Below are 20443 nucleotides of genomic sequence, written 5' to 3' on the forward strand. Positions count from 1 at the left end.
TATTTAATCTCGCCCCCAGTAAGGGAATTGCGTTTGAAATCGCTTCTTTTTAACCGGTTTTTTCGGAGTACGAATAGGTCGTTGTGTCTCATAATTGATCTGCTGGATTGCTCCCTCCGAATTCGGGTCGGTCATGACATCCGGATTCAGATTAGTCTGTGGCATCACGGTGGTCGGAATTGCTTCCAACATGCCGTCTCCTTCAGGGATAAATTCTGGTTCTCCCGGAGGTACCGCAAAGATAGGACCTTGCATTTCTTCTGCTTTATCAACCTGCAGATGAATTCGTTCTGCTTCGACCTGTTTAATGAATTCGGAATCGGCGTCGTTTCGAATAATGCGTGGGGTCAGGAAGACCAGTAATTCTTTCCGCCGCGTGGAAGTGTAGTCATAGCGGAATGGAATTCCCACGAGTGGAATGTCACCCAGCCAGGGGACTTTGCGTTCGATTGTCGTGTCCGATTCGGTAATCATTCCCCCTAGGACAACAGTTTGACCGTTGGGGACACTGACGGTTGTCTGAACTTGTGTGATATTCTTGATCGGAGATTCGACGACGTTCCCCGTAGTGGCATCCGTGAAGATCGGAACGCTTGAACCATTGAAGTCACTCTTCTCAGCCTGCGTTTCCATCACGATATTGCCATCAGGACTGATGCGGGGGGTGACCGTCAGAATAATCCCGGCTTCCGACTGCTCGATCACAGGATTGGCAGAGCCGACAGCAGTCACCGACACACCATTAACAACGGGAACAATCTGACCAACCTGGATCTGGGCGGTCACATTATCCACCGTTCGAATTTGCGGACGACTCAACACATGCACATTCCGCTTCGCGGCTAAAGCTCGAATGAGAATACTGACCGACTCGGAGCTGGCGGAAAGCACCAGCCCACCAAAGCCCAGGTCACTGTTACCACGCTGCAGAGAGAAGTTACTCAGTGCCTGGCCTGCCGTATTACCAACGTTATTGGTGTTGTTGGTTCCTACTGGATTGATACTGTTAAACAGGAATCCAGGAGTCGCTTCCTGGGACACAATCGTTTGGTTGGTTTGTGTTACGTTGTTCTGTCCGGTGACGGTCTGTTGCACCGTTAAAATGTTATCAATAATACTTCGATTAAAGAGCAGCGAATCTTGAATCCCCAGTTCAACTCCAAATTCATCATCGTTATCCAGTTCTACTTCAACAATCAAAGCCTGGATGATGACCTGCGGGGCTTCCTTGTCTAATTCTTTGACCAGATTAGAAATCTCTGCAAAGAAGCGCGGGGTGGCACTGATAATGAGATTATTGTTGATCGCTTCAGGAACAACAATCACTTCCCGTTCCAGTAATTCGAAACTGCTGATCAGGTCTGGGTCCTGGGAAATCAGCGAACGTTGTGTATCGAGGAATTCATTGATGGCCGCTGAGACATCAGCGACAGGTGTGTTTTTCAGTTGAATGACCGTGGTTTCCCGTTTACGGCTGTCGGCACCATCCAGTTTGAGCAGAATGGCTTCGACGATCTGGAGTGCATCCGCGCCTCCTTGGGCGACAACGGAGTTCGTGCGACGATCAACGGTAAAATTCAACGGGATCAGATTACTGTTCGCATCATTCACGCCGGCAATTTGAATTCCCAAATCGGTCTGTTGATTCTCGGGAGAGAACGTGGATTGCAGCAATGTGACCATCGATTGTGCGTCTGCATTTTTCAAGGTAAATACTTTGAGTTCTGCGACCGTTGAAACCCGCTGGTCAAATTGTTGAATCAATGCGCCGACCAGTTCCAGACTGTCTTTTGGAGCAGTCACAACCAGTGTATTCGCACGAGGATCGGCGATCACACGAATGTCGGCTAATAAACCGGATCTGAGAATCCTGCTTTGAGTGCCTTCTTGTGAAAGAAACTCCAGGACCACAGACCGCGCTTCCTGTAACTGCTGAGCTGCTTCTCCCCCGGCACCACCAATATTTGATCCTAAACCAGAGGTTTGTGCAGCAGCAGGATTCAGCACGCTTTGTAATGTGGAATTCAAAGTCGCCGCGAGATCGGCTGCGATGGCGTTTGTTAACGGGAAGATCTTGACGCGACTGACTGCCTGAGACTGGTCCTGATCAATTTTTTGGATCAGGGCCGCGACTTCCTGCATATCACGCGGTTGTGCCTGGACGATGAGCGAGTTGGTACGTATGTTGGCTGAGACCAGAACGCGGGTTCCCAGCCCGCCACGCTCGTTATAAAACTCAGTCAATGTGCTTGCGACTTGGCTGGCACTGGCACTTTTTAACTCAAATACACCAAACTCGGTCTGCGGATTCACTGGCTGATCCAGTTCTTCCGCTAATTTGAGAATCGAAGGCATATCGGTATCGGGGGCCAGAATCAGCAAGGCATTGGGTTTGACCAGAGGAATGATTTTAATTTTCTGAATCTGTCCCTGAATCGCTCGCAGTTTCACGAGGTCTTCGTAAACCCCATTCAGTAGATCTGCGAGCGCTGTTGAATTCACGTGACGCAAATTCAATAAGTGAATGTCAGGACGGGTCCCTTCACTCAGTTTTTCCAGCTCTTTGATGATTTTCATCAACGCGTTGACATCTTCGTCTTTACCACGCAGGATCAGCACACCGAGATCAGGCACACTCTCAATATTCACGTTGCCACTCAGGTCCTGCAGCAACTCTGGCAGAGAGGGGTGTTTAACACCTTCGGCTGGTTTTTCTGCAGGTTGAGGCTGTTGTGGATTTTGCGCTGTATTTCCAGGTTGTGCATCATCAAAGGCGATTTGATCCACGCGTTGTCTTAAGCGATCAAGCTGCTGATTTCGCGAAGGAAGCCGACGGTTGGAATAAGTTTTGGCTGGTAATCCCTGTTGAGTACCGCGTTCTGAACTCGTTGCATTTGTTTGTGTGTGAAGCGTTTGTGCGACCTGGCCTATCTGAGTAGAACCTGTTACGAGTTGAATCGATTCTACTTTTCTGCTGGCAGCCTGATCGAGCTTCATGACGGTTGCTTTCAAGGCACGTGCTTTGGGAGCCGCGGCTTCGAAAATCAATTCATTATTTTGTTTGTCGAGCCCGACACGAAAATCAACTTGTGCCTCTACGATACTGAGGGACTCTTTTGTCTGAACATCAGTCAGACTTTGTTGGTTTTGAGAATAGACAACAACTCCAGGCAGGCCATTCGGGCCTTCCCCCTGCAATTCCGCACGTGATTCAAACGCATGATAAAACAGCCGCAGGATTTCAGTACTGTTTAATGTACGCGGGCGAACTGTAAAAAGAGTCTGTTGTGGTTTTGACGGTTGTTGTGGAATCTGCCGCGCACTCTTTTCAAAGGTTGCAGGAACGTTGGCCTGTTTGATGGGCGCTTCAGAATGTTCTGCCTGTTCCACATAGTCAACTTGCCTGACCGTCTGCTTTTTCTCTTTTGCTTCAAGATACTGTTTTCCACTTGTCTGAACAGTGGCCCTTACATATCTTGGCTTCGCCTGGCGAAGGTCGAGAACAATTAAGAACTGATCTTTTTGCAGTAATCGAAACCCTTTTGGCTCGAGCTCTCGATTTAATATCTGAAATGATTCACTTAACGAATGCGGCTTTTTATCGATGCGTGAATAGAAGCCTTTCGGGACCACGTCCATGACCAACGTCAACTCACTCTGTTCTGCCACCTGGGTCAGAACTTTTCCCCATGTGGTCTGAACATGATTTAACGAAATATCGGCGACTTCATTTGCCAACTTTCTGCCGCGTTTGAGTGGGGCAGTAGGTTTGCTTTGATTCTCTGAGGCAGAACCGGACTGATTCGTTTTCACATCGGATGACTTACGCAGACGGTTCCAGAAACCAGGCTTGCTCTCAGCGTAAGCCGAAATTGACGGTCCGCACAGCATGAGCGCTGCCAGCAGGCACCGCAAATGCCTGGAAACAGTTCTGGTTAATCGTTTAAAAGACAACAACGTTTCACCCCATTGATATCAGGAGTTAAATTCAGGAATTAAAGCGAAGGAGTGTGGACGTATCTCAAGCGAGATCATCTCCGACAGAATCCCTACAATCGTTAATATCGGCAAAGTCTGACATTCATGTTGAACAAAGGTTATACATTTGCGAAGAAAACACGAGGTTTTTGGAAGAGTGAATTGGATTGTAAATTGTTAATATTAAAGGGGATGCGCAATAATCCACTCGACCGTTCACTTCAAAGAAGGCGGTTCCTGCAATGAATTACCTGATGGGCTGGGGTAGAAGAGGTGGATGGGGTTGATTGGTGGTATAGAGAGAGGGCTGTTGTGCCCGTTGAAACTGCGAAAATAGAGAGACGCTAATTCAACACAGGGGTCGCGGTCAGGTTTCGCAGAGATCTGAAATTTTCTCCTAAAGCGAGCATCCACTGCTTACCGTCGATTTCCAGAATGAGATGTTTTTCTGTAATCGATTTCACGACAGCTTGAATTTCAGACACGTTGATTTTATCGCCTGTTTGCACTTCCTGTTTCTGATTGGTGGCTCGATTGCGTAACCAGGCGACTTTTTTGCCATCGATGTCGATGCTGCCTGTCAGGAAGGTGAAGAATGCATCATCCAAAGTGACTTTGACGTTAATTTGTTTTGATGTGGAGACCGGGGGGATTCCTGAATCGGAAACCGTCACGGTAATCGGGTATTCTTTCAGTTCTATCGTAGCAGAGGGAGTCCATCTAAGCTCGCCTGTTTCTGCGTTGATGCTGACTCCCTCAGGTGTACCGGGGGTTAAAGCGAAATTCAGTTTTTGTGAGGGGATGTCGGCATCGGTCGCTTTCACAAACAGAGACATTGGTCGTGTCTGATACGCGGTCGCAGAAGTGACGACTTCAATTTGGGGCGGCGTATTCTTTTCCAGGAACTCGATCTGGAACATTGTTTCAACGTTCTGTTCTCCCTGAGTGGCTGTTACGATAATCGGATACAAGCCCGGCTTCTGCTCTTTTGCTGGGGACCACTTTAACTTACCCGATTCGGCAACCAGACTTGGCAGTTCTGTAATGACAGACAGTGCGGGGGCTTTGAGTCCAGGGTTCACACCTTGTAGAGGCAGTGTGAGGTCCAGCGTATTCCCTCTGACAACAGTCTGATTGGAAATGTCCTTCAGCTCCAGTTTGTAGACTTTATCGGGAACCGGCTTGGCAAACGGGCTGGATGTCGCCACCAGACCATAGTCAAATACGGCCTGTAAATATTGAGGCGCCTGTGTCACGTTGGCGCCTTTTTTATGCGCCGTTGGTTTACTGTCGAGCACGCCGCGTTGAACCGTCCAGTCGCCTCCAGCATGGCTGGTGACGTTGAGGAACTCCTGATCGATTTGCACCAGGTAGCTTTGTTCTTGTGGGAAATAACTGGCACTGAGTACCTTAATTAACTGTGCGTCATCCGTGATCGGCTGTTGTAATTTTGTGCTGCCTTCCGAAAACTGGTTCAAAGGAGCCAGCTCCACAGGAGTTCCTGTTTCATAACGGGCAGGAACTGTCAGATCGGCACCTCGAACGATGGTCCAGGTATCCCCGGCGACCTCACTGACGGTGAGGAATTCCTGATCGATGCGAATTCGGAATGGCGCCTGTTGGGGGAAGTCAATTGTGCCCTGGACTTTCATCTTTGTTTCATCGAAGTTCAAGTTGGCAGCCAGATTTGCGCGGGGAAACAGCTGCTCACGCGGCTTTGCTTTGTTTAATGCCAGCCCTTCAGCAGTCAATTTGACTTCGAGTTGATTAGACTTGCCGGTGCCTGTGCTGTCCAGTTCCAGGCCGATGATGTTTTGTTGTAGATCTGCCTGATAAAAATGTAATAGAAATCGGCATAACTGCTCGTACGTCGCAGACCCTTCCAGTGAGACCTGAATTGCGATATACGTTTTACCTTCGCGAATACGACGACCGGGCGAAAGTTTCAGATTGGAAATCCCCGAAAGCTCAGCCAGATCATTTAACCATTCCAGGTAGAGTCGTTGTGCATCGTGTTCATCGGGAGGCAGACTGTGCGCAACCGTATTTCCCAGTTGTTTGGCTGACCGAAGAAGTTCCAGTTCTTTCTGTTCCTTCTGGTCAATCTGTTGATTCAATGCTTTCAGCTGATTCTTACGCGATTCCACTGGTTCGATGAAAGTGCTGTTGATGAGAGGCATCCCGAACCAGATGATAATCACGGTCCCAAAAATCGCTGCCAGTATTTTTTCTCGTTTTTGCATCGTTCAAACATTCAACTCAATAAAACAAAACACACGTCTTTAACGAAATCACCGTGTAACAGTTCGCCGTTAATTGATTTTTCCAGAAGTGGGTTTCTGCAAGGACTCTGTTTTTGCCGGTAACCGTTCCGCATCGATCTCAAAGGGAACCGGGTATACAGAGTCTGCGGTCGTAAGATTACTGCGTTTGGGGTGAACCCGATAATGATTATTAGATAACTGCTGATTAAGGTCTCTGATGTCGAGGTCATTTTTGGCATGGCCCGTTGCTCTGAGCCGACTGATTGATTGACCGGCCGAACGCGTGACATCCAGTTCGTTCAGATAAACCCGGTCGGTGCCTGGCAGCACGGTGTTTAACTCCTGCATGACTTTTAATGCTTTGGAATTGGAGTTTTCCCATTCATCGATCAATGCAACCGACTCCAAAGTCGGTTGACCTCGTTTGAGAAACTCAGCGAGATCTTTCGATACTTTCTGTCGGTCGGCAAGTTGTTCATCCAGATCTGAAACACTGCGCTGAGTCAGGAACATCGCTGTGAGCAGAACCAAAACAACGCCGGCCACTCCCAGGCCAATTTGAAGTTTACGGCGATCCGGTTTTTCTTCCGCTTTGTGTGGATGAAGAAAGTCGATGGCATCCAGCTTTTTTTGGCTCTGTGAATACAGCATGCCCAAGGGGCCGGCTAACACACCAGGAAATTCAAACACAGTCTCTTCGCTGGTTGTAGAGTTCAGATACGTAAGCGGGTCAAGCACTTCAACGGCACATTGAAGACGTTCTCCTAGTTTTGCCGCAAATTCCTGCTGTGACTGGGGCACGCCAATCAGAAAAACCGTTTCTACATTCTGCCCCGCAAGCTGAGCACTACGAGACAATAGAAAACGATTGATTTCTGTCTGCATTGCCTGTTCTATTGCCGCCTGATCTCCCGAAGTGATCGACGTCGAATAAGAAAACAGCAACTGCTGTTTGTTGATCAAAGAGAGCTCCAGATGGTGATCAATCTGGTTCACGATCAGGGTCGGTACATTCAGAATTTTAGAATCGACATGCGCAATCCATTCTGCAGCTGTCAGAGAACTGATTCCCGTAGAGACGATTTCCAGACCCATCGACCGAAATGTTTTTACCGCCTGGTCGTGCAACTCTTTCAAGATACTGGCTACCAGCACATCACGCGTGATTTTTTCTTCCTGTAGAGGAAGGAGCAGGTAGTCAAGAAATAACTGGCCAAGTGGAACCGAGGATTTCGTGGCGGTTTGAAATCGAACGATTTCAGGGACTTCATCCAAGGGAACATTTGGGATTTCGATCAGACGGATTGTTGAATCGTGGCGGGGAAACGAAATCAAAACTTGTTTACTGGCGAGTTTTAAACGTGCAAATTCATTTTTCAACCAGCTGCCAGCTGAAATCGGATCTTGAGTCGGATGTAATTCGTCTGGCCAGGCAATATGAAATGCACGTTTGACGGAAATGGCAGATCCGCTAACGTGTGCTTCCACTCCAGAGAGGCCTGTTTTTTCCCAATTAATTGCCAGATAGTCAGCCATAAGATGCTTCTCAAATTAGTCAGTATCAATATTGTTGTTCAAAGAAATTATTCAGAGAGCCATTTTTCCTCAGTGGTCCCCTGCAATGTGGAAACCGAATATCCAGAACCCAGATTGCTTAAGTCGCGGATATAGGTAATTCGTGGTGGGATAAAGGTACCGTCGATGATGGCTTCGACCCGGATCACCGGGCCTCCCTGACCAAAATAGCCCAGAGACTGAGCACGAAATACATCTCCACCGCTGCAAATAGAGGGGGCTAGCTTTCGCATTTGTTCTATTGTCGTAAGGCCTTCAATCACAAGCCATCCCGTTGTTTGACGTGCCTGGCTGATTTCCGTAGAAGACGCTCCGTTTGTACCAGTCATTTGGGAATTTACGATCGCATTGGCTAAATCGTCGTCCATTTCAGGGATGCCTTGCAGTGTTTCCAGCCGCGCCTCATCGATCTGAATCCGCCCTTCGATATACTGATTTTTGGATGTGGTCAGAAGATCGTGAAGAATGGGTAATTCAGCGGTCATTGTAGCAGGGTCAGCGGCCCAGGGACTGGTGAGCGTTGTCTTTTGTCCGTCGATTTCAATTTCTACTTCCGAACCAATCAAGTCAAAGATCGAATTGATTGCGACTGGGCCGCCTCCCGACAGATCGATACCAGCTCGTGTGACGGTCACACCTTCTTCTGAAAAGAGGGCTTTCGCCACGCCATTGGCCAGCTCATTTAAGGCTTGCTCTTCGGACATGCCTCCGCCCACAATCGTTCCGGTTCCCCCGGATTCCAAATCTTCTGCAGTCAGCACCGGTCCACTGACACGATATGCGACAATGAAACGTGCTTCATCTGGTCCCAACTCTGCTTCCAGCTCATCATACAATTCGGTGAGCATCGTTCCGTTGACATTGATTTTCTCAGAGCCGTCAGGGCGGATATTGATCTCGCGGCTGTGAACAGAGAAGTAAGCGAACCAGCCTGCATCCAAAACACCGTCGGCATTGTCGATTGGCAGGGTGGCGTCGCCGTCGTTTTCATTCGGATCGAGAATTCCATTTCGATTGGTATCTTCGCCGTATAGCATCTCGGGAGTAACATCTCGGATCAGCAACAGCTCATCCAGTGATTCCAGCGGGCCATTTTTGGCAAAGTAAGGTGATTCCAGCGTTTCGTAATAGTCACTCTCAGCCCCGTAGGAACGCGTTTCGTCATCTTCATCGATCCAGTCGAGAATTGCAGCGGCGATGTCTTCCGTCATGTTGGGAATATACATTAAGCGATCAATGGCACTATCAACTTCAATGTCCTCTTCAAGATCCAATGAAAGTTCGACTTCTTCGTTGGCCAGGATGTTTAAATTTAGTTTGCCTGATTCATTGATCAGGCCGAAGCGGATTGTTTTTGACTGAGCATCCGAGACAACGGGAGCGACCACGCTGAAATAACCACTCGTGCGTGTGATCTCTCCCGGTACCAGATTGATATTCTGAAACTGATCAGGGTTATGGTACGAATTCCAGCCGTCGACCTCTGAGCGATCCCCAATATAAGCGGCCGCCAGTTCGATTCCGGATAACGCCAGTTCGCGCGATTGGATCGACCGACCATAAATATTGGTGGCTTCCACCTCAACAATCATCAGTTCCGAAAACGTATACGCGCCCAGACTGAGCATGACCACAACCACCAGCACCACGAGCAGTGTACTGCCTGCGCGCACATTCGACAGTATTTCCTGATCAGGAAAATGTGGTCGATGTTCATGCTGTAAAGGTCGTAGTTTCATGACTTTCAATGTGTCTCGATTAGTATAAAAAAATCTAGTTTAACAAATCGCTGCTTTCCTGATCCGTCGTTTGCAGGATGGCGGGTAACGCTAACGGAAGTGCGATCACCATGCTAAAGGTATTTCCAGAGCCATTGATCTTTTCATTCACGGAATTCAACACCCCCTGCGCTTCCTCAGCGTTTCGAAAGCCAATGGTGACTTTCACTGCCTGCGGTACGGTGCCATATTCGATGCTGTCCCAGACCTCCAACCAGTCAGTTCCGTCAAAATATTGAAACTGCAGGCTGCCAATTTCTGGCGCCAGCAACTGTGACTGTTGCGCCAGTTGCTCATAGTCGGCTGATTCATCGGCTTTGCTCATCGCCAGCCGATCTCCTTCGAGACGGGCCAGCCCCTGTGTTCCGTTTCCTAGGCTGGAAGCATCGCGGAAACGATCGCCGACCGCACCTTGCAGTCCTTCCGAACCAGCGACCGCTAGGAAATACGAGACGGATAACAGATCGCTTTGTGAACTTGGTGAGCCCGCAGTTTGCGATATGAGCATTGGTTGTCGGGCTGGACGACTGGTATGCAGTACCAGTGATTGTGCAGTACCATACACGCCAATATTACCGGAAGTATAAGCGTCATCTGGGTTAGTTACCTGGATTTCAATGGTCTCTTCCTCCCCTTCTGAGGAACTGGAAGACTCTTCCTCTTCTGTGATTTGCTGTTGGTAGGTCACGCTGTGTAAATCGTGTGTGATCTTCTGAAACACGGCACGGGCAATTTGCGCACGTTCTACCTGCTGATGACCAATGGTTGTGTATTTCCAGTACAGGTCAAGGGCGGAGTAAATGGCGGCCAGTAACAGACTGGTCAGGCCTAGCGCCAGAATGACTTCCAGCATGGTAAAACCGCTAGACTTTCGCGGGCTCTTTCGATGGCAGGCAAGATGACGGTTCATAACGATCCCTCCAGTACAGAGGTATCGTCGCTCGATTCCACCGTATTGGCCGCATCAAGCAGCATCGCCGGGTCCCGGACCTGTCGTATTAGCTGATAGCTGGTTGAGACCGTTTCCGAATTGCCCGCATATTGAACGAGGACCGTCAGCTTCAAAAGGTTGGTATAGTCTCCCGGCTCGACATTCAGGCTCCATTTCCAGTTTTCGTCGCTCTCTTCAAAACCAGCCTGACTGACAGACTCCATCGGCTGGACGCCCGCCAGCACCTCGGCTAGTTTGGATTGGCACTTGATGATCGCCTGCGTGCGCAGTTGTGACTGCACGGCCGCACGCGAACCGATGCCGATTAATTGACTGAGGGCCGTCAATGCGGCTAGAAAGATAGAGAGCGAAATCAGGACTTCGAGCAATGTAAGGCCGGAACGGTTCCCAATAGTTTGGGGAGAGTTCGTTTGAATGGCGTTCATTTCGATTTCTCCTGATTGTAAGAAATCGTTGTGTTGCCCGTCAGACCCCGCAGTTGAATGCGAGCTACCTGCTGATCTTTTTTCAGGACCTCATGTTGCAAGTCGATGGCAGCCGATCCGTCTGGATAGAAGGTGATCGGGAACGAGGCTTCGATCCATTTCCAGTCTTTCGCATTGGGGAGCTTGGCCAGCCATTCAAATGGAATCGCGGGCTGGCTGACTGCTGTGGAAACGGTTTTACTGAATTCAAATTCGTCAGGCAGTTTCCCGTCAATCACAGCGTGTCCGCTGGAAGCCTGTGCGGACTTACTTGAATCGGTCCCCAGTCCTAAGAGACTTTGATCCACGGGGACGACCAGATAGTGCTGGCCTCCCAATTCAAGATAGACCTGATAGTCCACGCCATGTTCAATCGCGCGAATGCGTGCCGCCAAGAATGCAGAATTTACGTCCTGCATGCTTTGTCTTAAGCGATTACTGGAGCTGATTCGCAGCACTGCAGGCCAGACCACGGAAACGAGCACCAGCAGCAGAGACAGAACGAGCAACATTTCGATCAGCGTAAATGCTGCTCGATGTTGTAGCGAGTTCGAATTCTTGTTCTGTCTGTCTGTCACGTGCAACGTCTCCTGGATTCATCTGTTGCAGTCCTTTTGCAAATTCAGATTATTCTGTTTGACTCCAGTTATTCACATCATCACCCGAGCCATTATCATCCTTTTTATCCGGCCCTGAAGACCAGATTGCCGGCTTGGTTGATTTGGCTTTGTTATTCGGATACTCATACTGAAAGACCTGCCCCCATGCATCCAGCGGCATTGATTCGAGAAAAGGATCGGCGGCTTTACCATCTTCGCTAGTCGGCTCCAGTAAGAGTTGAATCTGCTCCTGGCCTCCCTGTGGATATTCTCCGTTATTCTCAGCGGCATACAGTTTGAACGCCTGCTCCAGATTATGAATGCTGGCGCTGGTGGCTTTGATGTTCGCTTTTTTCTGGCTACCTAACAGGTTCGGGACCACCATCGCTGCGATCACCAGGATAATTCCTAATACGATCAACATTTCCAACAGGGTAAAACCGTGTCGTTTTTGTCGCGTTTGTTGTTTTTGTCTGACTTGATACATGTCTCCATCCTTTTCGCTTTATACATTTTCCAGAAGGGAACGTTCTGGGTTCTACCTGCCTGAGATAAAACCAGTAACTTCATTTTTATTATAGTAAACCTGAGCTTTGAAAAACCGGTAATAATAGTGCCAACATGACAAAAACGACAACGGCCGCCATAATCAACAGCATCAACGGTTCCAGCATCCGCACAAACATATCCAGCTTACGGTTCGTCTGTCGCTCCATGTTGTCTGCAATATCAATTAACACCTGTTCCAGGTTGTTGGCTTCTTCACCGACGGCAATCATTTCCACCACTTCTTCCGGAAACTGTCCACAGATCGAAAATGGTTGGGCAATTGATTTACCCGCAGAGATACTTTCTGCCGCTTCGCCGATCGCTTCGCTCATGACCTTATTTCCGGCAGCATCTTTGGCAATTCGGAGTGACTGCAAAATGGGGACTCCGTTTGCCATGAGTGTTCCCAGAATGCGGCAGAAGCGGGCAATCGCCAGACTGCGTACAATCGGGCCGAGGCCGTAGGCACTTAAACGAAACTGGTCGAATTTCATACGTCCTTCGGTTGTTTCTATATATTTATAAACAGCGACCACGGCGAATCCGATCGCAAAAAAGATCACAAACCAGAAGGATTGCATGAAGGCGCTGAAGCCCAGCAGGGTTGTAGTGGTCCAGGGAAGTTCTCCCCGTTCGGACATTCTGGCAAAAATTGGTTCGAATTTGGGAACGAAATAAACCAGCAGGAAACTGACAGTGGCGGTGCCAAACGTCGTCAGGAACGCAGGGTAAATCATCGCGCCGACAACACGGTTTTTGAGTTCTTCCTGATGGTCGGTAAAGTGGGCAATCCGTTTTAAAACATCTTCCAGAAAACTACCTTCTTCTCCCGCGCGAACCATACTGACGGCAAGCTCGGAAAAAACTTTCGGGTGTTGTCCCATGGCGACTGCCAATCGGGTCCCGTCGGCGACTTCGCCGCGGACTTCTTCCAGCACCAGTTTCAATGCGGGATTTGTGGATTGCTTGTTTAGTAATTCCAGTGATCGCAACAGGGGGACGCCCGATTTCAGCAGGTCTGCTAACTGGGTATAGAATACAGACAAGTAGCGGGACGCGACGCGACGGCCGGAATATTTCAATTGTGCTTTGGCCTGATCTGCCAGATCCACTTTTACCGGAAACAGACTCCGCGCAGCCAGCGAATTCAGAGCATCCTGCTGATTCGGTGCAGACAAAATCCCCGTGACCTGGCGGCCCGTTGCTTCTCGTGCGATGTATTGAAAGTCCGGCATACGATTAACTCTGATTTACTCTAAACTGCTTCTAACATAATTGTTATTCGTCTCACGTGGAAATTTCTTTAGATATCTCCCTTGGTCACACGCAGGATTTCATCAATGGAAGTGAGTCCGGCAACGACTTTTTGCCAGCCGGAATCTCGCAACGTTTGCCACCCGTTTTTGCGAGCGTAATCGCGGATTTGACCGGAACTGGCATGCTCGGTGCATAGTTTCCTGATCACCGGATCATTCACTAGTAATTCCAAAATCCCGATCCGTCCTGAGTATCCTGATTCGCGACAATGCCGACAACCAACGGGCTCCCATAATTCTTTGATATTCAAATCTGGAAAATCGGGCGGCAATTTATCTGCCTGCGGCTGGTAAGGTTTCTTGCAGTGCTTGCAGAGTACACGCACCAGTCTTTGTGCCAAAACCGCTTCGACCGTACTGGCGACGAGATATGGTTCTACGCCCATATCTGCCAGACGGGTAAAGGCACCAGGAGCATCATTTGTGTGCAGTGTGCTGAATACCAGGTGCCCCGTTAAGGATGCCTGAATTGCACTGTTGGCGGTTTCACCATCACGAATTTCCCCAATCAAGACGATGTCGGGGTCGTGACGTAAAATACTGCGCAAACCAGCGGCAAATGTGAGGCCAATCCGGGAGTTGACCTGAATCTGACTGATGCCCTCACTGTGATATTCTACCGGGTCTTCGACCGTGATGATTTTGGTTTCCGGGTTTTTGATTTCATTCAACGCACTATACAGGGTCGACGTTTTTCCGCTTCCCGTTGGTCCAGTCACCAGTACAATCCCGTGAGGCAGTTCTATCGTTTTACGAAATGCGGATAACATCTCAGGATTCAGTCCGACATTATCCAACCGAAACACCATACGTTCCTTATCCAGCAGACGCATGACGATACCTTCGCCATAAATCATGGGGATAATCGAGACACGCACGTCGATTTCACGGCCGGTAATTCGGAGTTTAATTCGTCCGTCCTGCGGCAATCGCTTTTCTGCGATATTTAAATGCGCCATGATTTTCAGGCGGGTGATAATGGCCGAATAGAAATGGTTGATTTCCGGGGGCATGGACTGCACACGCAGGAGTCCGTCCACACGGTATCGCACTACCAGCCCGGATTCGTGAGGCTCGATGTGCACGTCACTGGCCTGCTGCTGCAGCGCTTCGATCAACACCTCATTGACAAGCCGAATGACTGAGGCCGCCTGCGCCATGTCTGCCAGTTCGCCATGTTCTTCGGAAAGCTCTTCGAGCAGTTCCACGCCATCTTCTTCTGCTTTTTGTGCAACCAGTTCGTTGATGGTGTCACCACCGACGCCCAGATTATCCTTGATCAGCTCGACGACGTCAGCGTGAAGTGCCAGTACGGGTTCGAGAACCTGACCGCTGAGCGAGCTCAATTCATCGATGGCTTCAAAATCAAACGGATCGCCTGATGCGACCAGCACGCGTCCATTATTCCGTTGCAGAGGAAGCAGGGAGTGCCGAAAAATTGGTGTGGCGGGAAACTGTGAAAGCAGTTCGGTATCAACCTGAAAATCTTTCAACTCAAAATACTTCATCCCCAGTTCATCAGCGAACGCTTTGAGTAGAACTTCTTCTGTCGCCAGTCCCATCTCCAGCACAACACGATCCAGACGATGACCGTTCGCCGACTGCTGCGCTAACTGCAGCTGGCGCTCGTCAAGGATGCCACGACGCTGGAGAATTTCACTAATTTCCATAGGGTTTACACTAGGGCAAAATGAGGTATGAGGAATGAAATTAAAGAGTGTTTAGCGGCCTCGGCCTGAACGGCTGCCACCACGATTGCCTCCACGAGAGCCACCATTATTGCCGGGGGATTGAAAGCCGCGGGGGGATCGGCCACCAAAAGGAGAACCACTACTTGGATTTGAATTGCCGCCGGACTGGGGAGTTCCCATTCGTTCGCGCATCCGCTGTTCAAAAAATCGACGAACATCTTCGCCCCGATCATTGGAATTCGAAGGGGACGTTGACTGATTGGAAGATCCCGGAGTTTGATCGGCGGTCTTTTTCTGAGAACTACTGCCGGTGGTACTAACAGAGACATTCGGTAACAGCGAAGTCAGGGCATTTTGAATTAAAGCGGAATTGGCTTCATTCAACGTCACAACTCGCACTGACTTGCGCGACATTTTTGCGGAATAATCCAATTCGCGGACCAGTGATTGGATTTCCTGGAACAGCGAGTCATTGGCAGAGACCAGCAACTGATTTGCGTTGCTATCAACGCTAACGGACAGTTTGGCTTCTGGTGGTTTGGCGTTTGAAGAATTCTGTGAGCCGCCTCGCCCTCCCATCATTGCAGCAAGGGGATTACCTCTTTGTGAATTCTGCTGTTGTTGAGGGGACTGCATATAGTCTTTGTAAAGTTCTTTGATGATGTTCGCAACGTCATTGACAGAAGCATATTCGACCGGAATGATTCCCGGTGATCGATCCCGTAGCGAGTCTGGTAATTCGGAAGCGTCGAGTACTTTCAGCATCTGTTCGACGGAACGGACCTTATCGGGAGGGCCGGTGACATACAGCGCATTCGAGCGGGATTCCGGAATGATGCGTAGTGTTTGGGGACCCATTCCTAATGTGGTTAACCCCGTCGCATCCATCAGGCTACCACCAATGGAGGACAAACCACCAAACATTCCCGAACCGGAAGCCATGTCTGAAACGGAACTGGTGGGAAACAGGCTTTCCAACATTTTTGCGGTCGTAGTTGCATCAGCAGAACGGAGATAAAACACGGTCCATTGGCTCTTCGGCGGAATAGCCTGAGTCAGTGCTTCGATCATCTGTTCCAGTCGATTCAATGCTTCCAGGTCGGTTGAGGATATAATCAGGTTGTCTCCATTGGTTGAAATGGCGACCGGCTTCTTTTTCACTGCTGGTGGTACAGGCTCCGTGGGCTTTTTCTGTTCTGCTGATTGTTGTTTTTCTTTATCCTCTGGGGGAGTATTGGAAGTTGCCTGCGATGGTTTTTGTGGTTGTTTCTGTGGTTGTTTCTGTGGTTGTTTCTGTGGTTGTTTCTGTGGTGCTTCCTCGACTTGCTGCTCGCTGGCGGTGAAGAAAAAACGTTGGTTGTCTGATTCAACGTCACGACGTTTTTGTTGAATCGGCCGATTTAACGGCGCACTGGTATTTTGCGACGGGTTACGAAAACCACGTTTTTGAGCGGGGGCTTCTTCTTCTCCCAGAACCCGTTTGCGAATCAATGAATCGTCAGACGGGACGACGATCCGAATCGGGTTCTCATCCCCCGAAGAGGCAGACCAGAGCTTGTCGATTAGTTGCAGAATTTCTTTGGAGTCGCGACCACCAAGTGGAATCGTGCGAACGGGACCACGGTCGCGTGTTTCATTGGATCTTCCCGATCCATCTTCTCCCAGTTGTGCCAGCAGGGCTTTGACCTGGATGACCTGGTCGGGTGTGCCTCGAATCAGCAGGCGGCGGCCCAGCAGGTCAGCCTCAATGGTCGGGGCGTCATTGCCATCACGTAAAAAGAGTGAACGCAGTGTTGCCGTTGCCGAAATCGGATCGAGGGAACTGAGGTTGATCACTGAAACTGACTGACTGCCCCCTTCCCCATCCAGTTGGCGAATCATTTCTGCGATTTTTTCATGTTCTTTCGGTGTAGCGACAATATGAATTTTATGGTTGCGGGCATCTTCATTCACGACCACACCAGGAATCATGGCATCCAGTGTTTTTGTGACTTCGCGTGAGTCAGCAGAGGTGACGGAATAAACACGCAGGTATGGCTTATTCCCTCCTGGCGCTAATAGGTCTCCCTCATTAACGTCGATTGACTTGATGATCTCTTCTGCGAGTTTGATCTGATCCGGTGTTGCCGTTACCAGTAGACGGTTTGTGCGGGGATCAGCGGTGACTTGAGTGGTTGTCTGTTTGGTGGCTTGAGGCGGTGGTGTACTATCCCGACTGCTACGTCGAGATCGGGAATCATAATAACGTGCCATGGTGGCACTGGAACTGACATTTTGAGTTGCCGCGGGCAGTCCGAACTGACTTCGGACAATTTTTTCTGCTTCAGCGGAATCAATATATTTTAAATCAAACGAGCGAAAAACTAAGTCGGTAGGTCCGGCATTCGCGATGGCTCCTTCGAGCAGTTTCTGGACACGTGACAGATTACTGCCGATATCAGTGACGATGATTGAGCTGGCTGTTTTCAACGCAACGGATTTACCTTGCGGACCCAGAATAGCTTGAACCTCTTTGGCAACCTGATCGATGTCGACCCCTTCCAACTGAAAGGTGACACTCATTAATTCATTTTTTCCCCGTTGCGCAATTTGGTTTGGCTCCACGATCGGAACCAGATTAGGGGGAATACCATTGTCGATATTCAAGACCACCAGGAATTGATTACGGCGGACAATGATATAACCTTTTTGGATTAAGTAGCCATTGATAATGTCCAGCGCTTCCGTAGGTGTGTAAGTGCCATTATCGAAATAGTTGAATGTACCCGGGGGAACATCATTCAGGTCGAGTGTATAACCGCCTGATTCGGCAAATAATTTCAGAACGTCTCCCCAGGGGGCAAACCGGAAATTGAAAGACATTTTTTTGACAGTGTCTGATGGTTTGACAGCGTCTTTCTGTTTTCCGTCTTGAGGCTGGTCGGTGGTGCTCTTCATCGCGACCGCATTTCCGCTCCCAAAAGAGATACGGCGGTCTTCTGGTTTCAGTCCCTCTGGTTCCATGGGGATTTGAGGGCGTGGACGCGGTGAGGGAGTCGCATTGCTGCTGACAGCAGGTGGCCCGCCGGGTTGACTTTGGTTTCGCTCAGAGACGAATGTCGGCCCCTGCATCTGTTTCCATTGGCCCTGTTGATCTTTGGTTAAAACGGCTTCGATTTTCTGATCAAATTCCTGTTGTACCTTTTCCCGTTCTTCCGAAGAAGCACGGCGCCCCAGATCACGACGCGCCTCTGATCGCTGCTCTTCCAGTTCTTTGATCTTCTGCAGTTGATCTTCGGTCAGTTTGAGTTGTTTGGCGGTTGTATCATCAGCCAGTTGTCGAAAGCCGGATTCCTGTAACTGTATTTGCTTGATCCGGGCTGTCTGCTTTTCGTTCAGCAGTCCCATTAGTTTCGCTTCGCCTTCGGTTCTCTGTTTCTGAAATGCGGCTCCCATTTCTTCTTGGGCCTTTGTCCGCTCTTCGTCCGTCTTGGCTTCACGCATTTGATTTCTAAACTGGTCCATCATTTCCTGGCTGGGCCGCATTCCCTGCGCTGCTTCCTGCAACTGTTTGATTTGTTCTGCTGTCAGCTGGAGTTCTTTCTGGACATCCTCCCGAGTCACAAGAAATCCAATGCCGCCACCTCGAGACCCACCACCGAAACTGGGGCGTCCGCCGCCAAAACCACCACCGCCAAATCCGCCGCGTGGTCCACCGAAACCGCCTCTACCACCACGGTCTCTTCTGCCGCCTCTGTCACCCCGATCTGGTTGATCGCTCGGTTCTTGAGCCTGCAGGGAATAGTGGACAGGATCTGAACAGACAAAGGCTCCCGTCAGAATGACGACAAAACAGGCAATCAATTTTGTGTTCCAGGTCATTGTAAATCACTATTCTGAATAAGATAAAACGGATAACGAAAGAGATATTCTTATGGCCATCATGCTATGAGTGACGAAAATCAAATACAAGTACAAAATTTGTAAACGTGTACTATCATCTGATACTTCAACAACTTACGGTTCGTTTCAAAGATCAGCCGAAACTTTCGGAATTCAACGACCTTTTCTCTGGTGACCGGTGTTTCTATGTTAATACCGGGGAAATCATCTTGCATGTTAATGCTTCTGATGCGCAAAATCTCTGTATCTGTTTATTAAACACGGTAATTGCTGTGAAAGACCGCTCAAAATTACGCGGAGTAAGAAAATGTTCCGTTTTGTCTCTCTACTGATTCTATCTGTAATGCTGGTAGGGTTCAGTTCTGATCTGGCATATGCACAGCCCGGTGGCGAAAGTCGCACACGTGGCTTCTTTTCGTTCATTGATAAAAACAAAAATGGTGTGATCGAATCCTCAGAGTTTGATCAAATGCCTGGGCGTTTTAAAGAATCGTTACAAGGGGCAGGCGTTGACACCTCCCGGAGCATGACGCAACAAGACTTTGAGCAGGTCATGCCCAAAATTATGGAACGGATGCGCAGTCAACGAAGTTCCTCAGGCGGTGATGATCGAGGGCGATCTGGTTTTTCCCGTGGCCCCAGCGGTTTTGGCGGTCCTTCCATCCGTTCATATCCCACTCCAGGTGGTCCTGGACCAAGTGGTGGCGGATTTGACCCGGGTTCTATGCGAGGCCGGTATGGATCGATTCAGCCCAATCAAGGCGGTGCTCCCAAGGCGTCGTCCAGTCGCAGTCGGTCAGGTAGTGCATCCAAGACCGAACCGGGCAAGCCTGTTCGTGCCACGGTCGACTTGAATAAAGAATTTGTGCCTCATGATTTGGATCAGGATGGGCAGATTGGCCTGTATGAATGGCGGAAGAATAACCCGACGAAGTTGGGCGAGTTCTTTACCATGGACTTGAATGGGGATGGTTTATTAACGCCACGGGAAATTGCACTTTCCAAAGCAGGCAAAACCCAACGCAGCGCTGCCTCATTCATGTTTGCACTAAATACCGGCCAACAGAGTTCCTCTACATCCACACCAGCTGGCGCCCAACCGGTAGCGAAAGCGGGGACATCAAAACCAGCCACAGATCAAAAATCGCCTGTCGCTGTTGCCACGAAAAAGACCTCGGTTCCCAGTTCCGATCCGGTTACGAATCAGGCGAATTACTTTTTCAAACTGCTCGACCGAAATAAAGACAGTTCCGTCTCTCCCGAAGAATGGAAGAAAAGCCGATCGATGCGTCGCATGTTTGAAAAGGAGAATATCGACTTAAGCGTATCGATGTCGCAGGAACAATTCGTCAGCCACTATGTGGCGATTAAAAAGAATTGATCCCAACCTTAATT

The 20443-nt window shown here is 49.4% G+C and carries 12 protein-coding genes; 1 reads left to right on the forward strand and 11 read right to left on the reverse strand.

Annotation, left to right across the window (positions count from 1 at the left end):
- Positions 1-3 precede the first annotated feature (3 nt).
- From AAC022_RS11860 to AAC022_RS11910, 11 genes are all read right to left on the reverse strand, one after another.
- The gene (locus AAC022_RS11860; protein WP_339731131.1) at positions 4-3891 is read right to left on the reverse strand and encodes a secretin N-terminal domain-containing protein; all 3888 of its coding nucleotides are present in this window, start codon (positions 3889-3891) and stop codon (positions 4-6) included.
- Between the two features lie 431 nt (positions 3892-4322).
- Positions 4323-6221 (reverse strand): cadherin repeat domain-containing protein, encoded by a 1899-nt coding sequence (locus AAC022_RS11865; protein WP_339731133.1) that lies wholly within the window; start codon positions 6219-6221, stop codon positions 4323-4325.
- 69 nt (positions 6222-6290) lie between these two features.
- Complete coding sequence (locus AAC022_RS11870) at positions 6291-7778, reverse strand: hypothetical protein (protein ID WP_339731135.1); 1488 nt, start codon at positions 7776-7778, stop codon at positions 6291-6293.
- A 47-nt stretch (positions 7779-7825) separates the two neighbouring features.
- On the reverse strand, positions 7826-9556 hold the full coding sequence (locus AAC022_RS11875; protein WP_339731138.1) for a hypothetical protein: 1731 nt from the start codon (positions 9554-9556) through the stop codon (positions 7826-7828).
- Between the two features lie 34 nt (positions 9557-9590).
- The gene (locus tag AAC022_RS11880) at positions 9591-10505 is read right to left on the reverse strand and encodes a prepilin-type N-terminal cleavage/methylation domain-containing protein (RefSeq protein WP_339731140.1); all 915 of its coding nucleotides are present in this window, start codon (positions 10503-10505) and stop codon (positions 9591-9593) included.
- Positions 10502-10972 carry a type II secretion system minor pseudopilin GspI gene (gspI, locus tag AAC022_RS11885; protein ID WP_339731142.1) on the reverse strand — a complete coding sequence of 157 codons (471 nt, stop codon included), beginning with the start codon at positions 10970-10972 and terminating at the stop codon, positions 10502-10504. The genes AAC022_RS11880 and gspI overlap by 4 nt, the downstream gene beginning before the upstream one ends.
- Positions 10969-11589 carry a prepilin-type N-terminal cleavage/methylation domain-containing protein gene (locus tag AAC022_RS11890; protein ID WP_339731143.1) on the reverse strand — a complete coding sequence of 207 codons (621 nt, stop codon included), beginning with the start codon at positions 11587-11589 and terminating at the stop codon, positions 10969-10971. The genes gspI and AAC022_RS11890 overlap by 4 nt, the downstream gene beginning before the upstream one ends.
- Positions 11590-11638: 49 nt before the next feature.
- On the reverse strand, positions 11639-12097 hold the full coding sequence (locus AAC022_RS11895; RefSeq protein WP_339731145.1) for a type II secretion system protein GspG: 459 nt from the start codon (positions 12095-12097) through the stop codon (positions 11639-11641).
- An 88-nt stretch (positions 12098-12185) separates the two neighbouring features.
- The gene (locus AAC022_RS11900; protein WP_339731147.1) at positions 12186-13394 is read right to left on the reverse strand and encodes a type II secretion system F family protein; all 1209 of its coding nucleotides are present in this window, start codon (positions 13392-13394) and stop codon (positions 12186-12188) included.
- Positions 13395-13462: 68 nt separating this feature from the next.
- Positions 13463-15145: a GspE/PulE family protein gene (locus AAC022_RS11905; protein ID WP_339731149.1), complete on the reverse strand. Its 1683-nt coding sequence runs from the start codon at positions 15143-15145 to the stop codon at positions 13463-13465.
- 51 nt (positions 15146-15196) lie between these two features.
- Complete coding sequence (locus AAC022_RS11910) at positions 15197-19027, reverse strand: secretin N-terminal domain-containing protein (RefSeq protein WP_339731151.1); 3831 nt, start codon at positions 19025-19027, stop codon at positions 15197-15199.
- 328 nt (positions 19028-19355) lie between these two features.
- Between AAC022_RS11910 and AAC022_RS11915 the strand changes: the two genes are divergently transcribed.
- The gene (locus AAC022_RS11915) at positions 19356-20429 is read left to right on the forward strand and encodes a hypothetical protein (RefSeq protein WP_339731152.1); all 1074 of its coding nucleotides are present in this window, start codon (positions 19356-19358) and stop codon (positions 20427-20429) included.
- Positions 20430-20443 lie beyond the last annotated feature (14 nt).

Origin of the sequence: uncultured Gimesia sp. (assembly GCF_963976445.1) — a bacterium.
In the GTDB taxonomy this organism is placed as follows: domain Bacteria; phylum Planctomycetota; class Planctomycetia; order Planctomycetales; family Planctomycetaceae; genus Gimesia.